The organism is Promicromonospora sp. NPDC057138, from assembly GCF_042670845.1.
GTDB lineage: Bacteria > Actinomycetota > Actinomycetes > Actinomycetales > Cellulomonadaceae > Promicromonospora.
On the sequence record NZ_JBHUUX010000013.1, the window covers coordinates 1 to 15,418 of the forward strand.

Sequence of the window (15,418 nt, forward strand, 5' to 3'; positions counted from 1 at the left end):
ATCGTTGCGACTACAGGCCCGTTATGGGCGCAACGATCGCGCCCACAACCACGCCGGCATTAATCGTTTGCCCTTTACCGCGCCGACGGCGGAACGTGTGCCCATGACCGACACCTCTCGCCTGCTCAAGGCCTACGACGAGCAGCTCCGCACCGACGCCGAGACCCCGAGCGCCATCTCCGTCACCCGCCTCGGGCCGCTCCGGCTGGTGACCTTCCTGGGCGGGCGCGGGTTCGTCACCTACCGCAGCCTCGACGAGGCCGACGAGGCGCGAGTCCGCGAGCTCGTCGCCGAGGCCACCGCCCACTTCCGCGCCGACGGCGGCATCACGAAGGTCGAGTGGAAGACCCGCGGCCACGACCACGCCCCCGGCCTGCACGAGGCGCTGCTCGAGCACGGGTTCGTCCCCGAGGACCCGGAATCCATCATGATCGGCGAGGCGGAGGCGCTGGCGGCCGACGTCCCGCTGCCCGACGGCGTCACCCTGCGCCAGGTCACCGCGGAGCCCGACGTCCGCGCGATGTGCGCCATGCAGGACGAGGTGTTCGGCGCGCCGGTCTCCGACAAGACGGCGAACGCGATCCTGCGTCGTCAGGCGCTGGCCGACGGCATGGAGCTCTGGGTCGCGGAGGCCGAGGGGCAGATCGTCACGGCGGGCCGGCTCGAGCCGGTGCCGGACACCGAGTTCGCGGGGATCTGGGGCGGCTCCACCCGGCCCGAGTGGCGCGGGCGCGGCATCTACCGTGCCCTGACGGCGGCCCGCGCGCGCTCCGCGCTGGCGCTCGGCAAGACGCTGATCCACAGCGACTCGACCGAGTATTCGAGGCCCATCCTGGAGCGCTACGGCTTCGTCAAGGTGTCGACGACGACGCCCTACGTCTGGGAGCGCTGACGCCCCATGATGTTCGCCGGCTCCGTCACGCCGGCGTACCGGAACCCGGGCACGAGGTCAACGAACCCGAGCCGGCGGTAGAGCACCTTGGCGCGGTCGGCGGGGTCGGCGGTGGTGGACAGCAGGGTGTGCCGGTGCGGGACCCGGCGCAGCAGCTCGGTCATCAGCGCCGTCCCGTGGCCGCGGCCCTGGTGCTCCGGCAGGATCTCCAGCTCGTTGAGCTCGAACGCGTCCTCGGTCCATGCGGCGTGGCCCGAGCTCGCGAGCGCGGGCCCGACCTGCTGCGGCCACCAGTGGTCGGGCTGGTAGTCGAACCCGTACACGAAGCCGACGAGGGTCTCGCCGTCGAACGCGCCGAGCGTCAGCGCGCCGTCGTACAGCGGGAGATAGGCGAGCCGGGTGTCCCGGAAGTGGACGCGGCGCTCGTCCGAGTAGCCGAAGGCGCGCTGGAAGATCCGCGCCATCTCGTCGGCGCGCCGGAGCACCTCGGGGGTCTCCAGCGCGCGGATCGTCATTCCCGCACGTTAGCGCCGGCGGCCGGCGCCGTCGCGAGGGACGACCGCGGACAGGTAGGTCTCGACCTCGGCGTCGGACCAGTCGTGCGCCTCGCGCAGGCCCGCCCCGATCATCGCCAGGTAGGCGTCGGACGGCGCCGCGTGGGGCACCTCCGCGTGCCCGTGCGGCGCGGTGAAGGTGAACATCGGCAGACCGTCCAGGTGCCCGACGGCGACCAGGGTCTCGTACTGACCCGGTCCGGCCGCGTGCCGGCCCTTGAGACCCGAGACGAGCACGGCCTCCAGCGGGTCGTCGTGCGCGGGGGACCGGTGCATCTCCTGTGCGGCGATATCAGTGAGCTGGCCTGCGGTGATGCGGTACGCGCGCGCCGGCGTCGGGCCGACGGCGTCGTGGTCGTAGAACGCGGTACCGCCGCTCCACACGGACGACTCGCCGGAGAACCAGACGCGTCCCGGCAGGTGGACCGCCCGGTCCTCGCGGGGCAGGGTGCGGTTCCGCGCGCCCGCGTAGTGCCGGCGCGCGCCCGGCGGGCGCCCGCCTGCCAGATAGCAGGCCAGACGTGCCCGGGCCATGTTGGACCCGTAGCTCACGTACCAGACCTCGGTGCTCAGCGGGCGATCTCCTCAGGAGTGTGGTCATGCGGAGGGCATCCAGGCTACGTGGTAGCGCTCCCAGCGCAAAATCGAGCGCCTGGCGGGCCGGTCTCGGCGAGCCTGTGACCCGACGAGAAGCGACCCCGCACATCTAGTACGGAGTTGGACAAGCGTCCTAGACTCAGGCCAAGGGATTCTCACGAGGCGGAGTGTGTGCTGTGGTTCAAGGCAAGGTCATCAGGTTCGATGAGGTTCGCGGCTACGGGTTCGTCGCACCCGACACCGGCGGCGACGACGTGTTCATCCACGTCAACGACCTCGAGTTCGACAAGCGCCACCTCGCGGTGGGCGCGGTAGTGGACTTCAAGGTGGAGGACGGCGACCGCGGACTGAAGGCCTCGACGGTCACCCTGGTAGCGCCGGCACCGGCCCTGGCCCCGGCGATGGCGGCGGCCGGAGTCGGCTCGGGCGGGATCGCCGCGCCCGCTCCCGCGTTCCTCCCGCCGCTTCCGGACGCCGCCTCGCGGCCCGAAGGCGACGCGCCGTCCGAGCGGGAGCTCGCCATCGAGGTGACCGAGGTGCTGCTGGCGGGGGTGCCGACCCTGACCGCCGAGCAGGTCCTGGCCACGCGCGGTGCCTTCGTCGCGGTGGCGCGCTCGCACGGTTGGGTGTGAACTTCACCCGCGGTGTGACGAGGTGTTACCGGTCTGTTTCGAGTCTCAGGTAAGCGGCAACGGTGCCGCTACGGACCGATATCAGGTCGGTAACGATCAGATTCGCCCAACGGCAACTAGGGCAAACCCTGCCACCACGTGAGTAGCGTGAGTAGAAACCATGACGGTGACGGACGTCTCACCCCGCGCGTCGCAGCCCTACCCGGTGCCGCAATGCGATGGCGGTGGTCCGCGACACCGGCATTCCCCCGAGGAGGAACATTGAAGATCAGGCGACTGAGCGCCGCCGTCGCGGTGGCTGCCAGTGGTGCGCTGCTGTTCTCGGCGTGCACCAGCCCGGCGGGTGGCGACAACCCCGCGGAAGGCGAGTCCACGGCGACCTCGGCTTCGGCCGAAGGCCCGTGCAAGGCCGATCTCGGCGACATCACCACTGCAGACGGTGAGATCAAGGTGTCCGTCGAGGACGAGTTCCTCGGCTACAACTCGAACACCCCGGAGACCTACTCCACCTACAACAGCGCGGTCACCGACCGGATTCTCGGCGGCTTCCTCTACTTCGGCGACGACGGCACGATCTGCCCCGACGAGACCTATGGCACCTACAAGGCCGTGTCCGAGGACCCGCTGCAGGTCGAGTACACCCTCAACGACGAGGCTGTCTGGTCGGACGGCACGCCGATCACCTACGCGGACTACCTGCTCGACTGGGCCTCCCAGGCGATCACCAAGGATGGCAAGGTCACCAAGGACGCGACTGAGGCGCCGCTCTTCAACCACGTCTCCGGCCTGACGCTGGGTGACTACGTTCCTGAGGGCCCGAAGGCGGACTCTCCGGACGCCAAGACCTTCACCTACGACTACGAGCGCCCGTACGCCGACTGGAAGCTCCTGGTCAACGGTGCCTTCCCGGCGCACGTCGTGGCCGAGCAGGCGGGCGTCTCCACCGAGGAGCTCGTCACCGCCATCCAGGACCTGGACATGGACGTCCTGAAGAAGGCCGCCAAGTTCTGGAACGAGGGCTGGCTGTCGCAGCCGGGCGAGGTCCCGGACCCGGCGATCGCGCCCGTCAGCGGCCCGTACACCTTCAAGGCCGACGGCTGGGAAGCGGGCCAGTACATCACCCTCGAAGCGAACCCCGAGTACTGGGGCACGCCGCCCGCCACGAAGGAGCTCACGTTCCGCTTCGTCGCCGCGGACGCGCAGATCCAGGCGCTCGCCAACGGCGACCTCGACGTCATCCAGCCGAACGGCCCCACCGTCGACACGACGCAGCAGCTCGAGCAGCTCGGCGACGCGGTCAACGTGGAGACCAACCAGGGCTTGACCTGGGAGCACCTCGACTACAACTTCGGGTCCGGCATCTTCGCCGACAGCCTGGAGGCTCGTGAGGCGTTCGCGCTCTGCGTGCCGCGCCAGAAGATCGTGGACGACCTGATCAAGCCGATTGCCCCCGAGGCAGTCGTCATGAACGCCCGCGAGGTCTTCCCGTTCCAGGAGGACTACGAGGACACCGTGTCCCAGTCCTACGACGGCCGGTACGACGAGGTCGACCTCGACGCCGCCAAGGAGAAGTTCGCTGCCGCGGGCCTCAAGGAGGGCACGAAGGTTCGCATCGGTTACGCCGCACCGAACCCGCGCCGCGCCGCCGAGGTCGAGGCCATCAAGTCCTCGTGCGACCAGGTGGGCTTCGACATCGTCGACAACGCAGCCCCGGACTTCTTCGACAAGGACCTGCCCAACGGTGACTACGAGGTCGCGCTGTTCGCGTGGGCCGGCTCCGGCCAGGTCGCCTCGGGCCAGAACATCTACGCGACGGGCTTCCCGCAGAACTACGGCAAGTACTCCGACCCGGTCGTCGACAAGGCGTGGGACACGCTGGCCTCGACCACGGACGAGACGGTCCACGCCGAGCAGCGCGTGATCATCGAGAAGCAGCTGTGGGACACGCTCTTCGGTATCCCGCTGTTCGCCCACCCTGGCGTCATCGCCAGCAGCTCGAGCCTGAGCAACGTGCGTAACACCGCCGCCCAGAGTGGCGTCGTGTGGAACGCCGAGCAGTGGGCCCGCGCCTCCTGACGCGAGCCTGATGCAGGACCTGCGGGGAGGGGAGCGACTGTTCCCTTCCCCGCAGGACTGTCCGCAGGGCCGTCTCGCAGCCGTTTCAGGATTAATTCCGGTCCTGACCTGGGTAGATGGCAGCTAATTACATTCGGTGTCCTATAGTGACACGCTGATCGCTTCCCCCCAGCAGACGCCGTGTTACGTCCGCCTCGAAGGGCCACCCCGTGCTCAAGTTCATCCTCCGGCGCATCGGCGCCTCGGCGCTCGTCCTGCTCGGCGCCTCATTGCTCGTGTTCGTCCTGACCATCAACTCGGGCGACCCGCTCAAGGACCTGCGTGAGTCCAACAGCCCTAACCGCGCCACGCTCATCGCAGAGCGCATCGAGCGGATGCGGCTCGACGACCCGTGGTACGAGCGGTACTGGGACTGGCTCAAGGGCGTCGGAGGGTGCTTCACCGGGAACTGTGACCTCGGCGTCAACGTCAACGGAGTCGACGTGCTGACGCTGACGCAGCAGGCGGCCTCCTCGACGCTGCGCCTAGTCACCGTGGCCACGCTGCTCGCCATCTTCATCGGCGTCGCTCTCGGGATCCTCACCGCGATTCGCCAGTACTCGGGCTTCGACTACTCCATCACCTTCGCGGCGTTCCTCTTCTTCTCGTTGCCCGTGTTCTGGGCCGCGACCCTGCTCAAGGAGTACGCGGCCATCCAGTACAACACCTGGATCGCCGTGGGCCAGTACGCGCCCTGGACCATCGTGATAGTCGCGCTGGTGGCGGCCTTCCTGCTCCCGGCCGTGCTCGGGGGGGCCAGGAAGCGCCGGCTGATCACCGGGGCGATCGTGTTCGGGTTCGTCACCGTCATGCTCTTCGTCTTCAACGCGCTCGACTGGTGGCGCAATCCGATGTTCGGCATCGGTGGCGTGCTGCTGGTCTCGGCCGCCGCGGGTGTGCTCGTCACCGCGCTGATCGCCGGCCTTCGTAACCGCCGCGCGCTCTACGCGGCGCTCACCACCGCCGTCGTCGGCGTGGCCGCCTACTGGTTCACCGCGCCGATGCTGGTCAACCAGCCGAGCTGGCTGCTGCTCGCGGTGCTGTTCGTGGTCGCCATAGCGGTCTCGGTCGCGATCGGCGCCGCCTGGGGCGGCTACGCGCGCAAGCAGGTCATGCTCATCACGGGCATCACGGGTGTCATCACCAGCAGCCTGGTCGTGGCGGACATCCTGATCGCGCACTGGGCGAGCTTCCTGAGCGTGAAGTCGCGCCCGATCTCGACCATCGGCTCGCAGACGCCGAACTTCACCGGCGGGTTCTGGGAGCAGGTGCTCGACATGGGTACCCAGATCCTTCTGCCGACCATCCTGCTCGCCCTGGTCTCCGTGGCGAGCTACTCCCGGTACACGCGGTCGTCGATGCTCGAGACGCTGAACCAGGACTACGTGCGCACCGCCCGGTCGAAGGGCCTCTCCGAGCGCGAGGTCATCGTCAAGCACGCGTTCCGCAACGCGCTGATCCCGATCACGACGATCATCGCGTTCGACTTCGCGGGCATCATCGGCGGCGCGGTCATCACGGAGCAGGTCTTCGGCTGGAAGGGTATGGGCGCGCTGTTCCAGGACGGCCTGAACGCCGTCGACCCCGCGCCGGTCATGGCGTTCTTCCTCGTCACCGGCATTGCTGCCGTCGTGATGAACCTGGTGGCAGACATCGCGTACGCGGCCCTCGACCCCCGGATCCGGCGCTGAGCGCGGGCTACGGCAGGAGACACAGACATGAGTGACATCAGGAACAGCACCACCGGCGGCGAGGACTACGAGCCCCAGCCGTCCGCCACCGGAATCGACGCGGTCGGCCTCGCAGCGGGCGGCTCGGCCGGCCCGCTGCCGGGCGAGGACAAGTCCTACAGCCAGGGCCAGCTCGTGGCGCGCCGCTTCTTCCGGCACCGGGCCGCGCTCAGCTCGATGATCGTGCTCGGGCTCGTCATCGTCGTGGCCTTCACGTCGATCGGAATCGGCCCGATCCCCGGCTGGTGGCCGCACAACTACACGCTCCAGTACGACAAGATCGGCGACGGGGCGCCCACCTGGGCGTACCCGTTCGGCCAGGACACGGGCGGCAAGGACTACTTCGCCCTGGTCATGCGCGGCACGCAGTTCTCGCTGATCATCGCGTTCTCCGTCGGCATCATCTCCACCATCGTGGGCACGCTGATCGGGGCCCTGGCGGGCTTCTACCGCGGGTGGCTGGAGTCGGTCCTCATGCGGATGACCGACGTCTTCATCGTCATCCCGCTGCTGGTCATCGCTGCGGTGCTCGGCAAGACGGCGTCGGGCTGGGGCATCCTGGGCCTTGCGCTCGTGCTCGGCCTGGTCACCTGGACCGGCCTGGCCCGCCTGGTGCGCGGCGAGGTGCTCTCGCTGCGCGAGCGTGACTTCGTCCTCGCAGCCCAGGCCGTCGGCACCAGCTCGTGGCGCATCATCAGCCGGCACGTGCTGCCCAACGCGGTGGGCGTCATCATCGTGTCCGCCACGCTCTCGATCTCCGGCGCGATCCTGCTGGAGACCGCGCTGAGCTTCCTCGGCTTCGGGGTGCAGCCGCCCGACACGTCCCTCGGCACGCTCATCAACGACTACCAGGCCGCCTTCGCCACCCGGCCGTGGCTGTTCTGGTGGCCGGGCCTGATGATCCTGACGATCGCGCTGTGCGTGAACTTCATCGGAGACGGCCTGCGCGACGCGTTCGACCCCCGCCAGAACCGGAACAAGGACTGAGCATGACAACTCTCGACATCAGTACTTCCGGTCCTGTCTCCGCGACCGGCGACGCCGTCCTCTCCTTCGAGGACCTCTCCGTCACGTTCAAGACCGAGTTCGGCGAGGTGCACGCCGTCAAGGGCATCGACCTCGAGGTGCGCCCGGGGGAGGTCGTCGCGCTCGTGGGCGAGTCCGGCTCGGGCAAGTCCGTCACGTCGATGACGGCGCTCGGCCTGCTGCCGCGCAACGCACGCGTCGGCGGCACCATCCGCGTCGGCGACAAGGTGGTGGGCGGCCTCGACGGCAGGGGGCTGCGCAACATGCGCGGCAACGACGTGGCCATGGTCTTCCAGGAGCCCATGACCGCGCTGAACCCGGTGCTCACCATCGGCGACCAGCTCACCGAGGGCCTGCAGCTGCACGGCATCGCGTTCGGCAAGCAGGCCACGGCGCGGGCCGCGGAGCTCCTCGCCATGGTCGGCATCCCCGAGCCGGAGCGCCGGCTCAAGCAGTTCCCGCACGAGCTCTCCGGCGGTCAGCGCCAGCGCGTGGTCATCGCCATGGCCATCGCGTGCGACCCCAAGGTGATCATCGCCGACGAGCCGACCACCGCCCTCGACGTCACGGTGCAGGCCGACATCCTCGACCTGCTGCGCTCGCTCAAGGACAAGCTGGACACCGGCATCCTGCTGATCACCCACAACATGGGTGTCGTGGCGGACATGGCCGACCGCGTCGCCGTCATGCTCAAGGGCGACCTCGTCGAGACGGGCACCGCCGACCAGGTGCTGAACCACCCACGCCACGAGTACACGAAGCGCCTGCTGGCCGCCGTGCCCCACCTGGGCGCTGGGCCCGGCCAGTTCGGCGACGTCGCCCCCGTGGCCGCGGCTCCCGAGGACCTGCCGGCGCTCGACCTCGGCAACCTCGTCATCGAGTACCACCGGGTCGGCAAGCCGACCTTCCGGGCCGTCGACGACGTGTCGCTTTCTGTGGCGCAGGGCGAGATCGTGGGCCTCGTGGGCGAGTCGGGCTCCGGCAAGTCCACCATCGCCAAGTGTGCCCTGGGCCTCATCCCGGCTGCGTCGGGCTCGGTGTCGATCCTCGGCAACGACTTCACGAAGATGCGCGGCAAGGAGCTCAAGGCGCTGCGTCGGCGCATCGGCGTCGTCTTCCAGGATCCGGCGTCGTCCCTGAACCCGCGCCTGCCCATCGGCGACGTGGTCGCGGAGCCGCTCGTGGTGCACAACGATGGCGACGAGCGGTCGCGGCGCCGCCGCGTGCTGGAGCTGCTCGACGCCGTCGAGCTGCCTCGCAGCGTCTACAACCGCTACCCGCACGAGCTGTCCGGCGGGCAACGCCAGCGAGTCAGCATCGCCCGCGCCCTCACGCTCGACCCCGAGCTGCTGGTCGCGGACGAGCCGACGTCGGCCCTGGACGTGTCCGTGCAGGCCAACGTGCTGAAGATGTTCACGGCGCTGCAGGAGCGGTACAAGTTCGCCTGCCTGTTCGTGAGCCACGACCTCGCGGTGATCGACCTGCTCGCCCACCGCGTGGTGGTGCTGCAGAACGGCCGGATCGTGGAGCAGGGCCAGCGCGAGGAGGTGCTGCACCATCCCCGCGAGGAGTACACGCAGCGCCTCATCGCGGCGGCGCCCGTGCCGGAGCCGCTGGAGCAGCGCCGCCGCCGCGAGGCGCGGCACGCCCTGCTGAACAAGCTCGGCGACGAGGTCGCGGAGCTGCACGTGGAGGACGACTACGAGCGCCCGACCCCGCACCAGGACGAGGGCGGCAACCCCTCGGGCCTGGCCGGCCTCATGGGCGGCGGCGACAGCTGACCACCGGTACCGCGAAGTAGAGCGTGTGTCCGGACGCACGCTCTACTTCGGCGAACCGCGTCGCGTGAAGTAGAGCGTGTGTCCGGACACATGCTCTACCTCGCCGTCATTCGGCGGCGTCTACCGTGATGCGGACCTCGCCCGGGGTCAGCCGGGTCTCCGCCGGGACCCAGGCGGCCTCCTCGCGGAGCCATACCTGGTCGCCCACGTGCACCTGGATCGCCTGCGTGGCATGGGCAGTCGCCACGGCCCACTGGCCGGTGGCCCAGGCCCCGCGCGCCGGATCGTCCGGCGTGAGCGGCGTGGCGTCGACGGTCACGGTGGACGACGCCGGATCCTGCAGGTTCGGGTCGGCCGCGCCTGTCGCGGGGGCGAGACCCAGGTCGCGGCCCAGCCGGCCCACGACGACGTCGCGGGCGGCGTCGGGGGCGATCTGGTCGTCGTCGGCCACGGGCGCGAGCTCGCACGACAGGGCGCCGGGGGAGTTGCCGGTGAGCGCCGACGCCCACGCGCGCGACCGCATCTCGTGCTGCGCGTACGCGTCGGGGTAGGCCGAGCGCTGCACGGTCTGCGCGGCGTCGGTCACCGCCATGTCCTGGTACCCCTCCACCTTCACCAGCACGTCGTAGAAGGCGTTCGTGGCGTACACCGGGTCCATGATCTCCTGGGCCGTGCCCCAGTCCTGTGACGGGCGCTGCTGGAACAGGCCCATGGAGTCGCGGTCGCCGTGCTCGATGTTGATGAGCTTCGACTCCTGCAGCGCCGTGGCCAGACCGATCGTCGCGGCCCGCGCCGGCAGGCCGCGGGCGACGGCCTTGCCCGCCACGAGGGCCGCGTTGTCCGCCTGTTCGGGCGAGAGGTACCAGTCGGAGCCGTCGAGCTCGGCGGTGCACCGCTCCGTGACGGGGCCTGCGCCGGTCAGGCGGTTCAGGCCCACGACGACGCCGACCGTCGCCACCGCGCACACCGACCCGATGGCCACCACGTACTTGAGCGCGCGCAGCACCGGGCGCCGCGGCGCGAGGCCATCGGCGGGCGGCTGGGCCGGCGAGCCGGCCTGAGCCAGGAGTGCCATGCGTGCTCCATGTCGTCCGGGGCGGTGGAAGGAGGATCGCAAAGTCTAATCGGCCTGGTCAGGGCTGGTGCAACCCGGATGGGGGTCCGGGATGCCCGATTGGTCGGGGTGTGCCTCTGGACGGCTGACCGGGCCGCGAGGCCGGGCCGTCAGTTCGTGTGCAGGTCCTCGTTGAGCTCGATCCCGACGCCGGTCCGGTCGAGCACCTCGACAGTGCCGGTGGTGGAGTTCCGGCGGAACAGCAGGTTGCTGCGGCCCGCGAGGTCGCGCGCCTTGACGGGCGCGGTGCCGTCGCCGTACGGGTCGGCCGCGGCGCCCAGCACCGTGACCTTGGTCCCGGCGGTGAGGTACAGGCCGGCCTCGACCACGCAGTCGTCGCCGAGGGGGATGCCGAGGCCCGCGTTGGCGCCCAGCAGGCAACGCTCGCCGAGCGACACCACCTGCTTGCCGCCGCCGGACAGGGTGCCCATGATCGAGGCGCCGCCGCCGACGTCGGACCCCTCGCCCACGGTGACGCCCGCCGAGATGCGGCCCTCGACCATGGACGAGCCGAGCGTGCCCGCGTTGAAGTTGACGAAGCCCTCGTGCATCACCGTGGTGCCCGGGGCGAGGTAGGCGCCGAGGCGGACCCGGTCGGCGTCGGCGATGCGGACGCCCGACGGGACCACGTAGTCGACCAGGCGCGGGAACTTGTCGACGCCGAACACGGTCACGTTGCCGCCGGCGCGCAGGCGCAGCCGGGTCTCCGCGAAGCCCTCGACGGCGCACGGGCCGGCGCTGGTCCAGACGACGTTCGTCAGCGCGCCGAAGATCCCGTCCATGTTGAGCCCGTGCGGGCGGACCAGGCGGGTCGAGAGCAGGTGGAGCCGCAGGTAGGCGTCCGAGACGTCCTTGGGCGGGTCGGTGAGCTCGATCTGTGTCGTCACGACCTCGAGCCGCACCCGGCGCACCTCGTCCGCGCCGGCGAGCGCCGTGAGTGCCTCGGGCGGGACGGCGTCGGCGGGCGCCTCGCCGAGGGCTGGCGCCGGGTACCAGGTGTCGAGGGTGGTGCCGTCGTCGGCGATCGTGGCAAGGCCGAAACCCCATGCGGTCGTCATGCCTCCAGCCTAGCCGCCGCAGAACATAGGCTTGCCGCGTGCACACCGTGATCGACCCTGCCCTGCTCGACCCGTCCGGTGCGGGGTCCGACCTCGTCGCCCTCACCCGGACCATCTGCGACATCCCGTCCGTCAGCGGCGACGAGAAAGCCCTGGCCGACGCGATCGAGACGGCGCTGCGCGGCCGGCCGCACCTGACGGTGGTGCGCGACGGCGACGCCGTGGTCGCCCGGACGAACCTGGGCCGGGACCGGCGCGTCGTCGTGGCCGGCCACATCGACACCGTGCCGATCGCGGACAACCTGCCCACGCGCCTGGTCGGTGCCGACGACGGCGACGGCGCCGTGCTCTGGGGCCGCGGCACCGTCGACATGCTGGGCGGGGTGGCGGTCGCGCTCGCGCTGGCCGCCGAGCTCGGCGCGCCGGGCAGCGAGCCCGCGCACGATCTCACGTGGATCTTCTACGACCACGAGGAGGTCGACTCGGCGCTGAACGGCCTGGGCCGCCTTGCGCGCAACCACCCGGAGCTGCTGCACGGCGACTTCGCGATCCTGGGCGAGCCCTCGAACGCCGGGATCGAGGGCGGCTGCAACGGCACCATGCGCGTCGAGGTGCGCACCCGCGGCGTCGCGGCGCACTCCGCCCGCGCGTGGACCGGCGAGAACGCGATCCACGCGGCCGCCCCGGTGCTGGCCCGCCTCGCGGCGTACCAGCCGCGCGAGGTGGCGGTCGACGGCCTGGTCTACCGCGAGGGCCTCAACGCGGTGCGGATCGAGGGCGGTATCGCGGGCAACGTGATCCCCGACGCGTGCACCGTGGAGGTGAACTATCGATTCGCCCCCTCGCGCTCCGTGGCCGAGGCGGAGGCCCACCTGCGGGAGGTCTTCGAGGGTTTCGAGGTGCTCGTGACCGACGCCGCCGGCGGCGCCCGCCCGGGTCTCGACGACCCGCTGGCCGCCCAGTTCGTGAAGTCGGTGCTGGCCACGACGGGTGGCGTGCCCGCCCCCAAGTACGGGTGGACCGACGTCGCCCGGTTCTCCGAGCTGGGTGTCCCGGCGGTGAACTTCGGCCCGGGCGATCCGCTGCTCGCCCACAAGGACGACGAGCACCTTCCGGTGGCGCAGCTCGCGCAGTGCAGGGACGCGCTGCGAGCATGGCTGCTCGGCGGATAGTTTGGTGGGATGAGCGACGACGGCATTCCACAGTCCGGCCGCGGTTACCGCCGCGGTCCGGTGCTGCTCCGCGGGAACCAGATCCCCCGGACCACGACGGACCAGCGACTCCTGGCGTCGGACCAGGACACCGACTGGCTGCACCTGGACCCGTGGCGCGTGATGCGCATCCAGAGCGAGTTCGTCGAGGGGTTCGGCGCGCTGGCGGAGCTGGGGCCTGCCGTCTCGGTGTTCGGCTCGGCACGGACCAAGCCGAACCACCCGGACTACGTCGCGGGCGAGACCGTGGGCCGGCTCCTGGTGGAGTCGGGGTACGCCGTCATCACCGGCGGCGGTCCCGGGGTGATGGAGGCCGCGAACAAGGGCGCGTCCGAGGCGGGCGGAACCTCTGTGGGGCTGGGAATCGAGCTGCCCTTCGAACAGGGCGTCAACGAGTACGTGAATCTGGGCATCAACTTCCGGTACTTCTTCGCGCGAAAGACGATGTTCCTGAAGTACGCACAGGGATTCGTCGTACTGCCCGGGGGTTTCGGCACATTCGACGAGCTCTTCGAGGCCGTGACGCTGGTTCAGACCCACAAGGTCACGCAGTTCCCGATCGTCCTGGTCGGCAAGAAGTACTGGGGCGGTCTCCTGGAGTGGGCGCGGTCGACCGCGCTGGAGCACGGCACCATCAGCGAGGTGGACCTCGACATCATCCACCTCACCGACGACCCGGCCGACGCGGTACGGCACGTCGTGGACCGGGCACACCAGCTCGCCGCGGAGCAGGCGGCGCTGCAGGCGGCGGTGGCCGCCGGGCGCGCCACCGAGGGAGCGGCGCTCCGGGCGCCGGGCCTGCCGAGCGCCCTCGGCGGCTCGTAGGTGGGCGGTTCGGACGCCGACCGCACCACGGTTCCGGAGGCGTCCGTAGTTCCCGAGGCGTCCGCGCCCCTGGTGCTGCGCGGGCGCGAGGTGGGGCGCGACGGGCGCGCGGTGCGCCCCGTCGTGATGGCGGTGCTGAACCGCACCACCGACTCGTTCTACGCCCCGGCCCGCGTGCCCGACGACGCCGCCGCGCTGGCCGCCGCGGAGCGCGCGTACGCGGACGGCGCCGAGATCCTCGACGTCGGCGGGGTGCGGGCCGGCAACGGTTCGCCGGTCGACGAGGCCGAGGAGATCCGGCGCGTCGTCCCGTTCGTGGCGGAGGTCCGCCGCGCCGTGCCCGACCTCCTGGTCTCGGTGGACACCTGGCGCGCGGGCGTGGCCCGGGCGGCGATCGATGCCGGCGCGGACCTGATCAACGACACCTGGGCCGGGCACGACCCCGGGCTGGTGGAGGTGGCGGGGGCGGCCGGCGTCGGCGTCGTCTGCTCCCACACCGGAGGGGCGATCCCCCGCACGGACCCGTATCGCGTGGAGTACCCCGGCGGGCTGCTGGCCGACGTCGTGGCGACCCTCCGGGCCGCCGCGGAGCGGGCGGTGGCGTGCGGGGTGCCGCGCGAGTCCGTGCTCGTGGACCCGACCCACGACTTCGGCAAGAACACCTGGCACTCCTTGCTGTTGCTGCGCCGCACGGGCGCGCTGGCCGGGCTGGGTTTCCCGCTGCTCATGGCGCTGTCGCGCAAGGACTTCGTGGGGGAGACGCTCGACCTGCCGCCCGAGGAACGGCTGGAGGGCACGCTCGCCGCGACGGCGGTGGCCGCGTGGCTCGGCGCGCGGGTCTTCCGCGCCCACGACGTGACCGCCACACGGCGCGTTCTCGACCTCGTCGCCGCGGTCCGGGACGAAGCTCCACCGGCCGCTGCGCTGCGCGGTCTCGCCTGATCCGGCGACCCGCGGGGAATTGGCGCGTGGAAAGTAAGGGGCGCTATTTGAACTAGAATGGCTCTGTGCCCTCGGCGTTCGCCGGGAACATGAATGCTGCTACACACCGGACAACGGAATGGGAGAGCCACACATGGCTGCGATGAAGCCGCGAACGGGTGACGGACCGCTCGAGGTCACCAAGGAGGGGCGCGGCATCGTCATGCGTGTGCCGCTCGAGGGCGGCGGTCGGCTCGTCGTCGAGCTGAACGCGACCGAGGCGAGCGAGCTCGGCGACGCTCTCCAGACCGTCGTCGCCTGAATCTCAGAGCCTGACTCTCAGACGACTTGCAGCAGGGCCGCTGCCGTCCGCCGCGCGAGCCGGCCTCCCGGTGGGGTCTCAGCGGCGGACGGCCAGCAGCAGACCGTCCCCGCTCGGCAGCATGGCGGGAATCACCCGCTCGTCGTTGCGCAGCGTCCGGCCCACCTCGCGCACGACGGTGGTGAGCTCGTCGCGGCGGGCGGGGTCAGCCACCCGGTCCCGCAGCAGGGCGCCGTCGACGGCGAGCACGCCGCCCGGCCGCAGCAGCCGCAGGGCCTCGTTGACGTACTCGGGGTACCCGAGCGGGTCGCTCGCGACGAGCACGAGGTCGTACGCGCCGTCGGCCAGCCGGGGCAGCACGTCCCCGGGCCGCCCGGGGATGATCCGGGTGCGCTGGGGTGCAACACCGTCCTCGGCGAACGCCGTGCGCGCGGCCCGCTGGTGCTCCACCTCCCGGTCGATGGTGGTGAGCTGGCCGTCGTAGGGCATCCCGCGCAGCAGCCAGAGCGCCGCCACCCCGGCCCCCGTGCCGACCTCCACCACCGCGTGCGCGTTCGTGGCGGCGGCCAGGACCCGCAGCACCGCGCCGACGCCGGGCAGCACGGCCGGGCAGCCCAGCTCGGAGGCGCGTTCCCGGGCG

The 15,418-nt window shown here is 70.9% G+C and carries 15 protein-coding genes; 10 read left to right on the forward strand and 5 right to left on the reverse strand.

What is annotated here, in order from left to right:
* Window positions 1–103: 103 nt before the first annotated feature.
* Complete coding sequence (locus tag ACFT2C_RS10390; protein ID WP_377206968.1) at window positions 104–892, forward strand: GNAT family N-acetyltransferase; 789 nt, start codon at window positions 104–106, stop codon at window positions 890–892.
* Here the strand turns inward: ACFT2C_RS10390 and ACFT2C_RS10395 are convergent.
* A complete protein-coding gene (locus ACFT2C_RS10395) occupies window positions 874–1,407 on the reverse strand; it encodes a GNAT family N-acetyltransferase (protein WP_377206969.1) in 534 nt (177 codons plus the stop codon). The genes ACFT2C_RS10390 and ACFT2C_RS10395 overlap by 19 nt on opposite strands.
* Before the next feature lie 9 nt (window positions 1,408–1,416).
* The gene (locus ACFT2C_RS10400; protein ID WP_377206970.1) at window positions 1,417–1,998 is read right to left on the reverse strand and encodes a histone deacetylase; all 582 of its coding nucleotides are present in this window, start codon (window positions 1,996–1,998) and stop codon (window positions 1,417–1,419) included.
* A 221-nt stretch (window positions 1,999–2,219) separates the two neighbouring features.
* On the opposite strand from ACFT2C_RS10400, the gene ACFT2C_RS10405 reads away from it, so the two are divergent.
* The 5 genes from ACFT2C_RS10405 to ACFT2C_RS10425 all read left to right on the forward strand — a co-directional run bounded on the left by ACFT2C_RS10405 (window position 2,220) and on the right by ACFT2C_RS10425 (window position 9,327).
* Window positions 2,220–2,675 carry a cold-shock protein gene (locus ACFT2C_RS10405; RefSeq protein WP_377206971.1) on the forward strand — a complete coding sequence of 152 codons (456 nt, stop codon included), beginning with the start codon at window positions 2,220–2,222 and terminating at the stop codon, window positions 2,673–2,675.
* 261 nt (window positions 2,676–2,936) lie between these two features.
* The gene (locus ACFT2C_RS10410) at window positions 2,937–4,751 is read left to right on the forward strand and encodes an ABC transporter family substrate-binding protein (RefSeq protein WP_377206972.1); all 1,815 of its coding nucleotides are present in this window, start codon (window positions 2,937–2,939) and stop codon (window positions 4,749–4,751) included.
* A gap of 209 nt (window positions 4,752–4,960) precedes the next feature.
* Window positions 4,961–6,481, forward strand: a complete 1,521-nt coding sequence (locus ACFT2C_RS10415) for an ABC transporter permease (protein WP_377206973.1) — start codon at window positions 4,961–4,963, stop codon at window positions 6,479–6,481.
* A 27-nt stretch (window positions 6,482–6,508) separates the two neighbouring features.
* Window positions 6,509–7,507 carry an ABC transporter permease gene (locus tag ACFT2C_RS10420; protein WP_377206974.1) on the forward strand — a complete coding sequence of 333 codons (999 nt, stop codon included), beginning with the start codon at window positions 6,509–6,511 and terminating at the stop codon, window positions 7,505–7,507.
* A gap of 2 nt (window positions 7,508–7,509) precedes the next feature.
* Window positions 7,510–9,327 carry an ABC transporter ATP-binding protein gene (locus tag ACFT2C_RS10425; RefSeq protein WP_377206975.1) on the forward strand — a complete coding sequence of 606 codons (1,818 nt, stop codon included), beginning with the start codon at window positions 7,510–7,512 and terminating at the stop codon, window positions 9,325–9,327.
* Between the two features lie 106 nt (window positions 9,328–9,433).
* Here ACFT2C_RS10425 and ACFT2C_RS10430 read toward each other — a convergent pair whose 3' ends face one another.
* Together ACFT2C_RS10430 and dapD are read right to left on the reverse strand one after the other, a co-directional pair.
* Window positions 9,434–10,402: a hypothetical protein gene (locus ACFT2C_RS10430; protein ID WP_377206976.1), complete on the reverse strand. Its 969-nt coding sequence runs from the start codon at window positions 10,400–10,402 to the stop codon at window positions 9,434–9,436.
* A gap of 149 nt (window positions 10,403–10,551) precedes the next feature.
* Window positions 10,552–11,499 (reverse strand): 2,3,4,5-tetrahydropyridine-2,6-dicarboxylate N-succinyltransferase, encoded by a 948-nt coding sequence (gene dapD / locus ACFT2C_RS10435; protein ID WP_377206977.1) that lies wholly within the window; start codon window positions 11,497–11,499, stop codon window positions 10,552–10,554.
* A 38-nt stretch (window positions 11,500–11,537) separates the two neighbouring features.
* On the opposite strand from dapD, the gene dapE reads away from it, so the two are divergent.
* From dapE to ACFT2C_RS10455, 4 genes are all read left to right on the forward strand, one after another.
* Window positions 11,538–12,671, forward strand: coding sequence for a succinyl-diaminopimelate desuccinylase (gene dapE, locus ACFT2C_RS10440; RefSeq protein WP_377206978.1), 1,134 nt, complete (start codon window positions 11,538–11,540; stop codon window positions 12,669–12,671).
* 9 nt (window positions 12,672–12,680) lie between these two features.
* A complete protein-coding gene (locus ACFT2C_RS10445; protein ID WP_377206979.1) occupies window positions 12,681–13,535 on the forward strand; it encodes a TIGR00730 family Rossman fold protein in 855 nt (284 codons plus the stop codon).
* On the forward strand, window positions 13,536–14,477 hold the full coding sequence (folP, locus tag ACFT2C_RS10450) for a dihydropteroate synthase (RefSeq protein WP_377206980.1): 942 nt from the start codon (window positions 13,536–13,538) through the stop codon (window positions 14,475–14,477).
* A gap of 133 nt (window positions 14,478–14,610) precedes the next feature.
* On the forward strand, window positions 14,611–14,778 hold the full coding sequence (locus ACFT2C_RS10455) for a DUF3117 domain-containing protein (protein ID WP_119138860.1): 168 nt from the start codon (window positions 14,611–14,613) through the stop codon (window positions 14,776–14,778).
* Window positions 14,779–14,856: 78 nt separating this feature from the next.
* Here ACFT2C_RS10455 and ACFT2C_RS10460 read toward each other — a convergent pair whose 3' ends face one another.
* Complete coding sequence (locus ACFT2C_RS10460; RefSeq protein WP_377206981.1) at window positions 14,857–15,381, reverse strand: O-methyltransferase; 525 nt, start codon at window positions 15,379–15,381, stop codon at window positions 14,857–14,859.
* Window positions 15,382–15,418 lie beyond the last annotated feature (37 nt).

Excerpts from the sequence above, each read along its gene's own strand:
- ACFT2C_RS10430 (WP_377206976.1), bottom strand. The coding sequence starts at position 10,402 with ATGGCACTCCTGGCTCAGGCCGGCTCGCCGGCCCAGCCGCCCGCCGAT.
- dapD (WP_377206977.1), bottom strand. The coding sequence starts at position 11,499 with ATGACGACCGCATGGGGTTTCGGCCTTGCCACGATCGCCGACGACGGC.
- ACFT2C_RS10390 (WP_377206968.1), top strand. The coding sequence starts at position 104 with ATGACCGACACCTCTCGCCTGCTCAAGGCCTACGACGAGCAGCTCCGC.
- ACFT2C_RS10395 (WP_377206969.1), bottom strand. The coding sequence starts at position 1,407 with ATGACGATCCGCGCGCTGGAGACCCCCGAGGTGCTCCGGCGCGCCGAC.
- ACFT2C_RS10420 (WP_377206974.1), top strand. The coding sequence starts at position 6,509 with ATGAGTGACATCAGGAACAGCACCACCGGCGGCGAGGACTACGAGCCC.
- ACFT2C_RS10425 (WP_377206975.1), top strand. The coding sequence starts at position 7,510 with ATGACAACTCTCGACATCAGTACTTCCGGTCCTGTCTCCGCGACCGGC.
- ACFT2C_RS10455 (WP_119138860.1), top strand. The coding sequence starts at position 14,611 with ATGGCTGCGATGAAGCCGCGAACGGGTGACGGACCGCTCGAGGTCACC.
- ACFT2C_RS10445 (WP_377206979.1), top strand. The coding sequence starts at position 12,681 with ATGAGCGACGACGGCATTCCACAGTCCGGCCGCGGTTACCGCCGCGGT.